Origin of the sequence: Methylobacterium goesingense (genome assembly GCF_022179225.1) — a bacterium.
Classification (GTDB): Bacteria; Pseudomonadota; Alphaproteobacteria; order Rhizobiales; family Beijerinckiaceae; genus Methylobacterium; species Methylobacterium goesingense.
In genome coordinates this window covers 22,069-34,657 of sequence record NZ_BPQL01000100.1, presented here as the reverse complement: position 1 = coordinate 34,657, position 12,589 = coordinate 22,069, and the positions used below count along the sequence as shown (strand labels likewise).

At 68.4% G+C, this 12,589-nt stretch carries 14 protein-coding genes; 4 read left to right on the top strand and 10 right to left on the bottom strand.

What is annotated here, in order from left to right:
• Positions 1-119: 119 nt before the first annotated feature.
• From MFF30_RS26005 to MFF30_RS17520, 7 genes are all read right to left on the bottom strand, one after another.
• A complete protein-coding gene (locus MFF30_RS26005; RefSeq protein ID WP_283205915.1) occupies positions 120-254 on the bottom strand; it encodes a hypothetical protein in 135 nt (44 codons plus the stop codon).
• A gap of 96 nt (positions 255-350) precedes the next feature.
• On the bottom strand, positions 351-662 hold the full coding sequence (locus tag MFF30_RS17545; RefSeq protein WP_238280765.1) for a hypothetical protein: 312 nt from the start codon (positions 660-662) through the stop codon (positions 351-353).
• 158 nt (positions 663-820) lie between these two features.
• Positions 821-1,351 carry a metallophosphoesterase family protein gene (locus MFF30_RS17540; RefSeq protein ID WP_238280764.1) on the bottom strand — a complete coding sequence of 177 codons (531 nt, stop codon included), beginning with the start codon at positions 1,349-1,351 and terminating at the stop codon, positions 821-823.
• Between the two features lie 16 nt (positions 1,352-1,367).
• Positions 1,368-2,468, bottom strand: a complete 1,101-nt coding sequence (locus tag MFF30_RS17535) for an energy transducer TonB family protein (protein WP_238280763.1) — start codon at positions 2,466-2,468, stop codon at positions 1,368-1,370.
• A 4-nt stretch (positions 2,469-2,472) separates the two neighbouring features.
• A complete protein-coding gene (tolR, locus tag MFF30_RS17530) occupies positions 2,473-2,961 on the bottom strand; it encodes a protein TolR (RefSeq protein ID WP_238280762.1) in 489 nt (162 codons plus the stop codon).
• Between the two features lie 148 nt (positions 2,962-3,109).
• Entirely contained in the window at positions 3,110-3,802 is a 693-nt protein-coding gene (locus tag MFF30_RS17525; protein ID WP_238280761.1) for a MotA/TolQ/ExbB proton channel family protein, read from the bottom strand.
• A 98-nt stretch (positions 3,803-3,900) separates the two neighbouring features.
• Positions 3,901-4,386 (bottom strand): Tat pathway signal protein, encoded by a 486-nt coding sequence (locus tag MFF30_RS17520; RefSeq protein ID WP_373320930.1) that lies wholly within the window; start codon positions 4,384-4,386, stop codon positions 3,901-3,903.
• Between the two features lie 504 nt (positions 4,387-4,890).
• On the opposite strand from MFF30_RS17520, the gene MFF30_RS17515 reads away from it, so the two are divergent.
• Both MFF30_RS17515 and MFF30_RS17510 read left to right on the top strand, forming a co-directional pair.
• Positions 4,891-5,328: an Hsp20 family protein gene (locus MFF30_RS17515; RefSeq protein ID WP_238280759.1), complete on the top strand. Its 438-nt coding sequence runs from the start codon at positions 4,891-4,893 to the stop codon at positions 5,326-5,328.
• Between the two features lie 81 nt (positions 5,329-5,409).
• Entirely contained in the window at positions 5,410-5,694 is a 285-nt protein-coding gene (locus tag MFF30_RS17510) for a BQ00720 family protein (RefSeq protein WP_238280758.1), read from the top strand.
• Between the two features lie 99 nt (positions 5,695-5,793).
• On the opposite strand, the gene MFF30_RS17505 is transcribed toward MFF30_RS17510, so the two are convergent.
• Positions 5,794-6,570 carry an alpha/beta hydrolase gene (locus MFF30_RS17505; protein WP_238280757.1) on the bottom strand — a complete coding sequence of 259 codons (777 nt, stop codon included), beginning with the start codon at positions 6,568-6,570 and terminating at the stop codon, positions 5,794-5,796.
• 183 nt (positions 6,571-6,753) lie between these two features.
• On the opposite strand from MFF30_RS17505, the gene MFF30_RS17500 reads away from it, so the two are divergent.
• Together MFF30_RS17500 and infC are read left to right on the top strand one after the other, a co-directional pair.
• Positions 6,754-7,980: a glycosyltransferase family 4 protein gene (locus MFF30_RS17500; protein WP_238280756.1), complete on the top strand. Its 1,227-nt coding sequence runs from the start codon at positions 6,754-6,756 to the stop codon at positions 7,978-7,980.
• A gap of 195 nt (positions 7,981-8,175) precedes the next feature.
• Positions 8,176-8,697: a translation initiation factor IF-3 gene (gene infC / locus MFF30_RS17495; protein WP_238280755.1), complete on the top strand. Its 522-nt coding sequence runs from the start codon at positions 8,176-8,178 to the stop codon at positions 8,695-8,697.
• A gap of 171 nt (positions 8,698-8,868) precedes the next feature.
• Here the strand turns inward: infC and MFF30_RS17490 are convergent, their stop codons facing one another.
• Both MFF30_RS17490 and MFF30_RS17485 read right to left on the bottom strand, forming a co-directional pair.
• Positions 8,869-11,199 carry an amylo-alpha-1,6-glucosidase gene (locus MFF30_RS17490; RefSeq protein ID WP_238280754.1) on the bottom strand — a complete coding sequence of 777 codons (2,331 nt, stop codon included), beginning with the start codon at positions 11,197-11,199 and terminating at the stop codon, positions 8,869-8,871.
• 162 nt (positions 11,200-11,361) lie between these two features.
• On the bottom strand, positions 11,362-12,510 hold the full coding sequence (locus tag MFF30_RS17485; RefSeq protein WP_238280753.1) for a glycosyltransferase family 4 protein: 1,149 nt from the start codon (positions 12,508-12,510) through the stop codon (positions 11,362-11,364).
• Positions 12,511-12,589 lie beyond the last annotated feature (79 nt).

The window sequence follows — 12,589 nt, the reverse complement described above, 5'->3', positions numbered from 1 at the left end:
TGAGCAGCCTCGCGTTGGCGTGCCAACGCGAGGCTGCTCAGGCCATTGGTGTGCCGTAGATTTTCGTCGCGAAACCGGCCACCACTTTTGCGAAATCTGCTTCGGGAGGTGCGGTAGCCTCAGACGCTGCTGATCAGGAACATCACCATCGTGGTCGCCACAGTGGTGCTGAGGAAGCCACACAGGGCCGCCGCGAAGGAGGGGCCGGTGGCGACGCTGCGGTCGAGGGCGGGGACGGCGAGGGTGGTGTTCATCGGGACTGACCTTGGCGGCGGCGAATCATCGGCCGGCTGTGAGATGACGGTGGAACGGACCGGTGCGGAATGGCGTGCGGAGACGCACGCATCCGTTCAGTCGCAGCGATTGACGGACTTGGCGGTCCGGAGGGCCCGGGATTCGCTGCGCAGGTCGATGGCGACGACGCCGGCCCCGCAATCCTCGAACGCGTCGCGGGCATCGGCGTAGCGGTCGCCGATCTCGTCGAGGGTGTCGCAGGCACGGTCGTGGTTGCCGAGGCGCGCTTCCTGTCGGAACTGGTAACGAAGCGCGTTGGCCTCATCGATCTTGCGCTGGGCATCGAGGCAGGCCGGGGCGGCGAAAGCCGGGGCCGCGACGGTCAGGGCGAGACCGGCGGAAACAGCGAGGCGAAGAACGTGACGCATGGAAACACCTGAGTTGTGGACACCTGAGTGGCCAGACCGCAGATAGAATTCGGTAAGCATTCTGCAGTGTCTGCAAGCTTAGATCGGGTTGATCCGTGTCTGTGTCGGATCCAGGCCGGTCAGCTTGCGTTCAGGTTCCAGAAACGGCAGACCCGCCGCTAAGGTTCCACGTTTTTGTGCGCTGCCCGCTTCCGCCGCCTTGACGCCAGGATCGTCTCCAGGCTGACCGGCGCGGCGCCCTGCGCATCGACCCCGACGTCGTACTGCCGGGAGATCGGCGTCAGCCTGTTGTGAGCGTGCCCGTGCAGGTTGAGGGCGCCGCGCCCGATCCCGTTCCAGGTCCGGAACGCGTAGTGGCAGAGAACGAGGCGCCGTGCGTCGACGGTGATCTCGGCGTAATGCGCCACCGAGGCCCAGCCGGACGCCCGCAACGTGCCGGGTCCGTCGTTGTTGCCGACGATGAGGTGTTTCACGCCCGGCAGGGCCGCCAGGATCTCGGCGACCCGCGCCTCCGGAGGACCGAGGGCGAAGTCGCCGAGGTGCCAGACCTCGTCATCGCGCGCCACCACGGCCGTCCAGGCGGCGATCAGCGCCGCGTCGTGCGCGGCGAGGTCGCGATAGGGCCGCTTGTCGATCCGCAGGATGCGCGAATCGCCGAAATGCGTGTCGCTGGTGAACCAGACCGCCATCGCGCGTCCTCCGCGCTCAGCGGCCGGGGCTGAAGCGCAGCGGGACGGTGACGGCGAGGCTGTTGACGTTCACCCCGGCCGGGGCGGCGGGCAGCGAACCGCGTACGGTGGCCAGCGCGGCGCTGTCGATCGCGCCGATCCCGCTGCTGCTGGACAGGCCCGCGCTCATGACCTGGCCGGAGCGGGAGACGGTGAAGCGCACCACCGCGACACCGCCGCTGGTGCCCGCGGCCGCGTTGGCGTTCATTCGACCCCGGATGGCGGAGCTGAGCATCCCCTGCCAGGCCCGCAGGGCGTTCGGATCGTTGCCGGCGGCGGCGGCGCCCGCGCTGCTTTGGCGGGAGGCGGAGGCGGAGTTCTGGCGAGCACGTCCCTCGGTGGCGGCGGCCGCCGCGCGCCGTGCGGCCTCCTTGGCGGCCTTCGCCTTGGCGTCCTTGGCTGCCTCGCGCCGCGCCTCCGCGATGGCTTCGCGGCGCTCCTCCTGCTCGGCCTTCAGCCGGGCCTCGCGGTCGGCCTTGCGCTTGGCTTCGCGCTTGGCCTCGAGGATCTTGGCCATGTCAGGCTTCGGCTTCTCAACCTCCACCGGCTTGGGGGCCTCCGCCACGGTGGGCGGGGGCGGCGCCAGGGGGAGAGCCTCCGGCGCGGTCGAGGTGATGACCTGATCCTCCGGCGGCGGCTCCGTCACGGCTTCCATCGGCGGCGTCACCGGCGCTTCGGGGGGCTCGGCCATGGTGGTGGCCTCGGGCGCGACCGGGGTCGCGTCCGGCGGCGGCGGCCGGGTGGCTTCGGGCGGCGCCACTTCGGTGGTCTCCAGCGGCTTGACCTCCGGCGGCGCCTCCGGCGTCTCCACCGGGTTCGCCTCCGGCGGGGCCGGGGCCGAGGCGGCGGTCTCCATCGGGGCCTGCGTGCTCGCCTCCGTCATCTGCGGAGCGAGGTCGATCGTCACGACGTTCTCGCCGGGGGGCGCCTTCGGCGTCGTGCCGAACAGCGCCATGCCGACGACGGCCGCCACGTGCAGCGCGAGGGCGACGAGGAAGGCGTAGGCGAGACCCGAGGGGCCGCGACGCTCCGGATCGGCGGTCGTTGCCAGGGCGGTGACGGGATGGTGGGCGTTCATGGGCTTACCGCGGCGTTCCACCGGGTGGGGCTGCGGCCGGCGCTGCAGGCAGTGCGCCGCCCGGCGACTGAGCGATCAGCGAGACCTTCGTGAAGCCGGCTTGGCCGACGATGCCCATCACTTCCATGATCCGGCCGTAGGGCACTTCGCGATCGCCCCGCACCAGCATCACCTGGTTCGGGTCCTGCGCCGCCAGGGCGCGCAGGCGCGGCAGGATGGCGTCGGGCAGCAATTCCTCCTTGGCCAGGTAGGGCTTGCCGTCCTTGTCGATGGAGATTTCCAGGGGCTTCTGAGCCTGCGCCACCTTCTGCGCCGTGGTCTTCGGCAACTGCACCGGCACGCCCGTGGTCATCAGGGGCGCGGCCACCATGAAGATGATGAGCAGCACGAGCATCACGTCGACCATCGGGGTGACGTTGATCTCGGACATCGGCGCCGCGTCGAGGCCATCCTCGTCGTCGCCGCCGCCGGCGCGGATCGAACCCATTGCCATGGTGAAGTGGCCCTCCGGGGCCTCGGTCGAGCGGCCTCGGACCGGCCCGCCGCACAGGTTGCTTGTCGAATCGCCCGGCGCACGAGGGGGCGCCGGGAAAGGGGCTGTCAGCCCCGTCGATGAGAGGATGCGATGTCCCGCGGGCGCTTCACTCGGCGGCGGCTGCGCGTCCGTGCACCGCCCGGTCGCGGGCGAGGCGGTTGCCCAGGATGCCGATGGAGGAGACGAAGCTCGACTGCACCCGGCCGACATCATTGATGAGCTTGTTGTAGGCCATCACCGCCGGGATCGCGACGATGAGGCCGATGGCGGTGGCGAACAGTGCCTCGGCGATGCCGGGCGCCACCACGGCCAGCGAGGTATCCTGGCTCTTCGCGATGGACGAGAACGAGTTCATGATGCCCCAGACGGTGCCGAACAGGCCGATGAAGGGGGCCGTCGAGCCGGAGGTGGCGAGCAGCGGCAGCCCCGTCTGCAGGCGCTTGATCCGGCCGGTGAGGGCCGCCCGCATGGCGCGCTCGATGCGGTCGCGCCGCTCGGCGCGGGTTTCGGTGGCATCCTGGTCGCGCCAGGCCTCGACCGCCGCCCCGGTGATGTGGGCGTCGATGCCGCCGCCCGAGGATTCGAGCGCGCCGCCGGAGCGGACCAGGGCGTCGAAGGCCTTCGCCTGGCGCTTGGCGGCCGAGATGCGCACGATCTTCTCGAACACCACGGTCCAGCACGCGATCGAGGCGATCACGAGCAGGATCATCACGCCCTTCACGATCGGGTCGGCCTGGAGGAAGAGGCCGATAAAGGAGAAGTCGTGGGCGACTTCGGCCGGTGCGGAGGTCGGATCCATGGCGATCTCTCTCGATTGACGGGTTGCGCGGCGCGGGCGTCGGGGTCGGGTAGGGCGCGGGTGCCGGTCCTATGCGGGCCGGCGGTTCGCCCGAGGGGTCAGCGTACGAAAGTGGCCGTCGTTTTGCTCTCGGGCTCGATGCGCTCGAGGCAGCTCTCGCGGCTGGCCTCGCCCCCTTCACAGGCGAGGACATCGTTGAGCAGCACGCGGCCGATCTTCGGGCAGGCGAGGGCGGGGAAGTCGAACAGGCGGACCATGGTCTTGCGGTCCTGGACCGGGCCGAGCTCGACGGCGAGGCGCTTCTGAGCGACGCCCTCGGTGTCGAAGGCGAAGAGGTCGACCTTCAGGGATTTCAGGGCCGGGCCGCGGCTGTTGTCGACCAGCAGGTAGGTCCTGCACGCGTCACCGGCCGGCTCCAGGCGGTTGAGTTCGAGCTTGATGGCGGGCCCCTTGGTCTCCGGTGCCCCGGCCTTGCCGTCCTGGGCGAGGGCCGCGCCGCCGAGAGCCGCGAGGGACCACAGGGCCGCCAAGCCAGCCAGGCTCGCGACCGCGAGACCCGACCGGCCCCCGTGGGTTCCGGTCACCTGAATCGTGTTCGATGCCAAATGCTGCTCCCCGATCACGCCGTGCACTCCACGTCCGTTGCTGCCATCGTCATCGTGCCGCCCCCGGGCGACCGCCGCGATTCGGGCTCGACCAACGCCGACGGCCGCGGTCGGAGGACCGCGATTTCCCGCGACGCATCATGCGCCGTGGGCATATCCGAGGTGGCCTGCGCAGATCAAGGTCCGTGCCGAATATCAGAGGAATTCCAAACTGTTACTGCGGGCACCTGTCTGGCTAAGCTTCGCCTCTGGCAAAGTATCCCGATCGACATTGCCGAATAATCCCGGTCCGGCAGGGGGTTCGCTCGGACCGGCGGGGGCCCACCGCCGCGAACCCTTGATGCGGTCGGTTCCCGCCTCCATATCGCGGTGACCGGTGGGAAGCCTCCGGCAGGGGTGCTGCGCAGGCGGGCCCCGATCACCACAGTGCCTTGCTGAAGTGCCTCGCTCTCGTTTCGGGCTTCGCTGGAAGGACATGCGTTCGTGACGACTCGGCCCTCTCCGTTTGGACACCCGTTCCTTCTCGGCTTCGACGAAATCGAACAGGCCCTCGATCGCGTGTCGAAGGCCGCCAATGACGGGTATCCACCCTACAACATCGAGCGGCTGGCGCGCACGGAGAACGATCCCGAGCGCCTCCGTATCACCCTCGCGGTGGCCGGGTTCACCCGTGACCAGCTCGACGTGATGCTGGAAGAGAGCCAACTCGTCGTGCGCGGACGGCAGATCGACGACAAGTCGCGCCAGTTTCTCCATCGCGGCATCGCCGCGCGCCAGTTCCAGCGGGCTTTTCTGCTCGCCGACGGCATGGAGGTGATGGGCGCCGACCTTTCGAACGGCCTGCTGTCCATCGATTTGACCCGGCCGGAGCCGGACCGGATCGTCCGCAAGATCGCCATCGCGTCCCGCGACGAGGCCTGAGCTTTTGGGCTTTCACGGGCTTTTTCGAAACCGCCGGAAACTGGTTCCGGCGTACCGCTCTGCCACTAAGGAGGGCAGTTCATGACCGACTTCAGCATCAATCCGATCACGCAGGCCGATCTCGACCCGGCGGAGTTCAACGTGGCCGATCTCGCGGCCCTCGGGGAAGGGCATATCGCCTACGTCCGGCCGATCAGCTCGGACGAGGTGAAGCGCATCTTTCCTCAGGCCCCCGATCTCAGCCCGGGTCTCGACCTGTTCGCCCTCCTGTCCGCCAGCGGCGCCCCGATCCTGCTCGCGGATTCCCGTGACGCCATCGTGGCCAACGCGGCCGCCAACGACCTCCACACGGTCAGCCTGCACTGAGCAGGTTTCGCAAAAGCAGTCGCCGGTTTTACGGATGAAACCTGCGACAAATCAAAGATTTAAGCACGATTAGGCTTCGGCTTGCCAAGGCGAGCCTGCTTAGATCTCCGCCACCGCCCCGAGCAGCCGCGCCAGATCCTGCGGTCGCGAGAGGCGGTGGTCTCCATCGGCGATCAGGGTGAGGATCGTCCCGGCCGCCGGCAGGCACTCCACCACCTTCAAAGCGTGCGTGTAGGGCACATCCGGGTCGTCCATGCCTTGGAGGATATGCACCGGGCAGCCGGGATCGAAGGACGCTCCGAGCAGGTTGTGCGTCCGTCCGTCCGCGATGAGATCGCGGGTAATGGGGACCGGATTCGGGTCGTACTGGCTCGGCCGCATCCAGGCCCCCGTGCGCTCGATGGTCTCCCGGATCTCCGGCGTGAAGCGCGTCCACATCAAGGCGTCGGTGAAATCGAGGGCCGGGGCGATCAGCACGAGGCCGGAGGGCGCCGGCAGCCCGTCGCGCGCGAGCGCCCGGGCCATTAGGCAGGCGATCCACCCACCCATCGAAGACCCAACCAGGATCGGGCGCTCTGACGCATGGGCGGCGATGACCGCGCGGGCGTCGGCGAGCCAGGTCGAGATCGTGGCCTGGGCGAACACCCCCTCCGATTCGCCGTGGCCCGTATAGTCGAACCGCACGAGTGCCCGTCCGTGGCGCGCAGCCCAGTCGTCCAGGGCCATTGCCTTGGTGGCGCCCATATCCGAGCGGAAGCCTCCGAGCCAGACCAGGGGTGGCCCGTCTCCGGCCCGTCGCCGCACCGCGATCCGCCGGGCCTTCGCACCGTCGCCAACCGTGATGAACTCGGGGGCCTCGTTCGGGACCTCAGCCATTCCTTAACCCTTGCGCTGCCTTGCATCGAACTTGAGGCAACGGCTTCGCATTTCGTTTACCCGGCCGTAAAGCGCGGCGTTCAAGCTCACGGCCATGACCGACCACCCAGACGGACACAGCAACGCTCGGGACGGCAGCCCGAACCACACCTCCGTGCGCCCAGTCGTCCCGAGGCCGATCTCGTGAGCGGCGAAGTTCGCGGCGGCTTCCCGAGCGATCGAGTCCCGCTTTCCGGCGCCACCATCCTGCAGATCATCCCCGAACTCGACGCAGGCGGGGCCGAGCGCACCACCGTGGACGTCGCCGCCGCCCTGGCCGCCGCCGGGGCGCGGGCGCTGGTCGCGACGGAGGGCGGACGCCTCGTCGGCGAGCTTCAGGCCAAGGGCGGCATCTGGCTGCCCTTCCCGGCGGCCTCGAAGAACCCGCTCGCCATGGCGCTGAATGTCGGGCGCCTCGCGCGTCTGTGCCGCCGCGAGGGCGTGCAGATCGTCCATGCCCGGTCGCGGGCCCCCGCCTGGGTGGCTCTGGGCGCGGCGCGGCGCCTGAAGCTGCCCTTCGTCACCACCTATCACGGCAGCTATTCCGGCCGCACCGGCGTGAAGGTCCTGTACAATTCCGTGATGGCGCGCGGCGATGTGGTCATCGCGAACTCGCACTATACGGCGGACCTGATCCGCAGCCTGCACGCGGAGCAGGCGGGCGACCGGGTCCGGGTGATCCATCGCGGCACCGACCTCGCCCTGTTCACCCCCGGGGCGGTCCCCCCGGCCCGGGTCGAGGCTCTGCGCCGGGCATGGGGCGTGGCGCCCCATGAGCGCGTGGTGCTGCTGGCCGCGCGGCTCACCGGATGGAAGGGCCAGCGGGTGCTCATCGAGGCGGCGGCGCTGATGCGCGACCGGGGGCTGACCGAAGTGGCCGTGGTTCTCGCCGGGGATCCGCAAGGCCGCGTCGCCTACGAGCGCGAGCTCGACGCCCTCATTGCCGCCCGCGGCTTGTCCGGCATCGTGCACCGGGTCGGGCATTGCACCGACATGCCGGCGGCGTTCCGGGCGGCCTCGGTGGTGGCGGTGCCCTCGGTGGAGCCCGAGGCCTTCGGGCGATCGGCGGTGGAGGCCCAGGCTCTCGGGACGCCCGTCGTGGTCTCGGATCTCGGCGCCGTGCCGGAGACGGTCCTGGCCCCGCCCGAGGTGCCGGCCGCCCAACGGACGGGTTGGCGCGTGCCGCCCGGGGATGCCGCCGCCCTGGCGGATGCCCTCGCGGAGGCCCTTAGCCTCGGCGCCAGCGCCCGCGATGCCATGACCCGGCGGGGGCGGGCGCATGTGGAGGCGCATTTTTCCCTCGAAGGCATGGTCGGAGAGACGCTGGCCGTCTACGCCGATCTCATCGCCAGCCGGGCGCCGCGCTCCTGACCCGGAGAAGTGCCGCGGCGTTTGAACCAAAGCCCGTCGGCCGTGTTGACTTGGGCGAGAGTTCAGTCAAGGTGTCGCACCGAATTTCGTGCGCGGCGGGTGGCCAGGATCAACCTCGAGTGAGGTTGGGATTCGTGGGCTGCCATTTCGTCGTTTCATCAGGAGATCAAAGCCATTCGTAGACCAATGAGAGCTATGCCGGCCCCGCAGAAGGACGGGCCGCGCGCCAACCGGGATATCCGTGGCGTTCGCGAAGTGCAGCTCATCGACGATACCGGGCAGAACCGTGGCGTCGTCGCCTTCTTCGACGCCATCGCGATGGCCGAGGAAGCCGGCCTCGATCTCGTGGAGATCGCGCCGAACTCCGTCCCTCCCGTCTGCAAGCTCCTCGATTACGGCCGCTTCCGCTTCAACGAACAGAAGAAGCAGAACGAAGCGCGCAAGAAGCAGAAGACGGTTGAGGTCAAGGAGATCAAGCTCCGGCCCGGCATCGACAAGCACGACTACGACACGAAGATGAAGGCCGTGATCCGGTTCTTCGAGGAGGGCGACAAGGTCAAGGTGACCCTGCGCTTCCGCGGCCGCGAGATGGCCCACCAGGATATCGGCCTGCGCCTACTGGAGCGGGTCAAGAACGAGACCCAGGAGATCGCCAAGGTCGAGAGCGAGCCGATGCTCGAAGGCCGCCAGATGATCATGATCCTGGCGCCGCGCTGAAGCGGCGATTTCCAAGATCGCATTCGATGCCACGCGCCGTCCTCCTTCGGGAGGGCGGCGTTTTTCGTTTTTCGAGCCTAATCCTCCCTCCTGGGGGAGGGGAGAGGGGAGAAGCCTGGCTTCGTCGCCGAGGTCACGGGTTCGCCCGGACCCCGGCTCAAAGCGTCGCCCCTACTTCAGCAGCGAGATCTGCGCGTCTCCGGTCCGGCGCAGGACGTTGACCGTCACGTCCTCGCCGTAGCGCTGCAGGCGCAAGTCCACCCGTGAGGTTCCGAGCTTCAGGTTGAAGATCGAGACTCCGTCGAGGAAGGACGGCAGGATCGGGTTGCGGAAGCGGACCCGGTTGCGATCGTGGTCGATCTCCAGGCCGAGGCAGGCCGCCAGGAACGCGAAGGGGGCCGCCGCCGCCCAGGCCTGTGGCGAGCAGGCCACCGGGTAGGAGACCGGTCCGCGCTGGTGGCGCCGCATGAAGCCGCAGAACAGCTCCGGCAAGCGCTTCTGGTCCTGGTAGAGGGCGGTGTCGAACATGCCCTGGAAGATCCGTGCGGCCTCCGGCTTGAGGTCGTAGCGGGCGAGCCCGAGGGCGATCAGTGCGTTGTCGTGCGGCCAGATGGAGCCGTTATGATAGGACATCGGGTTATAGCGGGCCTCGCCCCGGGCGATCGTGCGCACGCCCCAACCGTTGAATCCGTCCTTCGACAGGAGATTGGCGGCCACACGCGCCGCCCGCTCCGGCAGGGCGATGCCCGTGAAGAGCGCGTGGCCCGCATTGGACGAGCGCACGGCGCATTGCCGCTTCTCGCCGTCCAGCGCCAGCGCGTAGGTGCCGATCTCCTCACACCAGAAGGCCTCGTCGAAGCGCTCGCGCAGGGCGCGAGCCTCCTGGCCGAGACGGTGGGCGAGGTCGTCGTGGCCGAGCAGGGCGGCAAGCTTTGCGGCCCCGTTCTTGGCCGCGTAGACGTAGCCCTGCACCTCGCAGAGAGCGATTGGCCCCTTGGCGAGGTTGCCGTCGGCATGGAAGATCGAGTCGTGGCTGTCCTTCCAGCCCTGGTTCTCCAGGCCCTTATCGGTGTCGCGGGCGTATTCCACGAACCCGTCGCCGTCGCGGTCGCCGTAGCGGTTCATCCACTCCAGGGCGAGCTCGAGGGCCGGCCAGATCGCCGCGATGGTGTCCCGATCGCCGGTGACGGAATAGTATTCCCAGGCCAGCATCACGAAGAGCGGCGTGCCGTCGATGGTGCCGTAATAGTGCCGGAACGGGACCTCGCCGAGCATCGCCATCTCGCCGCGCCGCGTCTCGTGCAGCACCTTGCCGGGCTGCGCGTCGGCGGCCGGATCGACGGCCTTCGCCTGGGTCGAGGCGAGGTAGCGCAGAACGCCCTTGCCGAAATTCGGGTCGATCCAAAGGGCCATCATCGCGGTGATGATGCCGTCGCGTCCGAACACCGTGGAGTACCAGGGGATGCCGGCGAAGGGGTAGATGCCCTCCGGCGTGCGGCTCGCCAGCATGTAGAGGTCGGCGGTCGCCCGGCAGGCAGCTTCGTTGAACTGGTCGTTCGACGAGATGATCGTGGTGATGCCGGCGGTGAGCTGGCGCAGGTCGCGGCGCGAATCGCGGTAGGCGCGGGCGAAGATCACGCCTTCGGCGAGGCCCTTCGGGTGACGCGCGGAGGCCGTGCTGCCGGCCGCGTGGGACAGGCCGGCGGCCGCATCCTCGCCGACGCGCTCGGCCGCCGGTGCGCTGATGAAGGCGCGGTGCGATTCGAACACCACCCGCAGGAACAGCGAGGCGCGCCCGCCCGGTGGCAGGGAGACGACGAACTCGGCCCGGCCGGGCTCGATGTGCTTGGGCGTCGGGCCGAAATGCAGGCTGGTGGTGCGCACGACCTCGTCGAGGCCGACATAGCGGAACTGGACCTCGGATTCGCTGGACACCTGCACGCTGCGCTTGCCGCGCACCGGACGGTCCATGCCGCGCACCTCGAAGAGATCGCGGAAATCCGCGTCGAAGGTGACGGCGACCTTCAGGTGCCAGTGACGCGAATCATAGTTGCGCAGGCCGATCCGGTCGTAGCAGGCGCCTCGGAACAGGAACTTGGTGCGCTCGATGGCGATCAGTTCGCGCGGAATCGTGGTCTCGTCATGGGCGTCGATACGGATGTCGGGCGTCGTCATGTCGACGCTCAGCGCGCCGTTGTCGTCCTGCATCACCGAGGAGAGCAACAGCGGGCGCTGGTCCTCGATGGTGACGTGCATGCGTGAGAGGTAGCGCGTGTCCTGGAAGTAGAGGCCTTCGGGCCCGGGCAGCACGCCGATGTCGCCGTAGCTATCGAGGACCGCGAAGGCCTCGCCGTACTTCAGCGAGCGCAGCGGACGCTCCACGAGCGAGGTCTGCGCCTCGATATGATACTGCGGCAGAACTTCGTCGGCGTCCTGGAAGCCATGGGGAATCCGCGCCTCGGGCGCGGTCTCGGAGGTCGCCTTGAGAGTGTCCGCTGCCATGCCTGCGCGTCTCCGGAGATGGGGGTCGAATCGAAAAGGGCCGCCGGTCGCAAAATTGCGGCGCGGCGGCCCTCAAAGGCAGAGGTAGTGCGGCAATCTTGCGGCGCCAGCCCGAACCGGCACCGAGCAAGAGCGATGCCGGACAGCCCGGCGGACCGGTCGTCAGGCCGGCATGGCCGCGACGGAGATCGACGGCAGGGACGAGCCGTTCATCTCGCCATAATGCGAGGAGAACGCGCCGGTGTGCGGCAGCTTGATGATGTCGGCGGAGCCGGCGAGCAGCTGCTCGTAGGCGGCGACGTACTTGCGCACCATGCACTCGGCGGTGAACTGGGACTCGAAGTGCTTGCGCACGCCGGCCCGGCTCATGGTCTTGACCTTGTGGACCGCCGCCACGGCATCGTCCATCGAGTCGCAGAGAACACCCGAAACGCCATCGGCGATGACTTCCGGCACGGAACCGTTGCGGAAGGCGATCACCGGCGTACCGGCCGACATCGCCTCGATCATGACGAGGCCGAAGGGCTCCGGCCAGTCGATCGGGAAGGCCAGCGCCAAGGCGTTGCCGAGGAAGTCCTTCTTCTGCTCCTCGTTGATCTCGCCGATGAACTCGACGAGGGGATGGTGGATCATCGGCTCGATGACCTCGTCCCAGTAATCCTGGTCAGCCTTGTCGACCTTGGCGGCGATCTTGAGCTTCACGCCCGAGCGGATCGCCATCTCGATGGCGCGGTCGGGGCGCTTCTCCGGGGAGATGCGGCCGAGGAACGCCAGGTAGCCGCCCTTATCGTCTAGATCCTTGGCCTCCGGGTAGAACGGGCAGTTCTGGGCCGGAAGTCCGTGATGGATGGTCGAGAGCCAGTTGACATTCTCGGGCATCGGATCACGCTGGTTGTCCGAGATCGACACCAGGGGCATGCCCGTGAAGGTCCGGTAAACCGGCATGAAATCCGGCACGTCGAGGCGACCGTGCATCGTCGTGAGGCACTTGTGGTTCAGGTCCTCGAACATCGGATACTGAAGCAGGTCGATGTGGAAGTGCAGGATATCGAATTCATGAGCCCGCTTGTGCACGTGGTGCAACATGGCGAGATGGCTCGCGGTGTGATCCCGGTAGCCGAGGAGTCGCAGACCTTCCGGCGTGCAGGCAGCCAGCTTGGCTGAAGTCTCTGAGTCGCCGCTCGCGAACAGGGTCACGTCGTGGCCCTGGCGGACCAGCTCTTCCGTGATCCAGGACACCACGCGCTCGGTGCCGCCGTAGAACTTCGGGGGTACCGCCTCCGAGAGCGGAGCAATCTGAGCAATGCGCACGAAGCGTCTCCTGTGAGGTCGAATTGTTGCGCCGACCTAACGCGATCCGGCCTGAGTGGGACATGAACGAAACAGACGG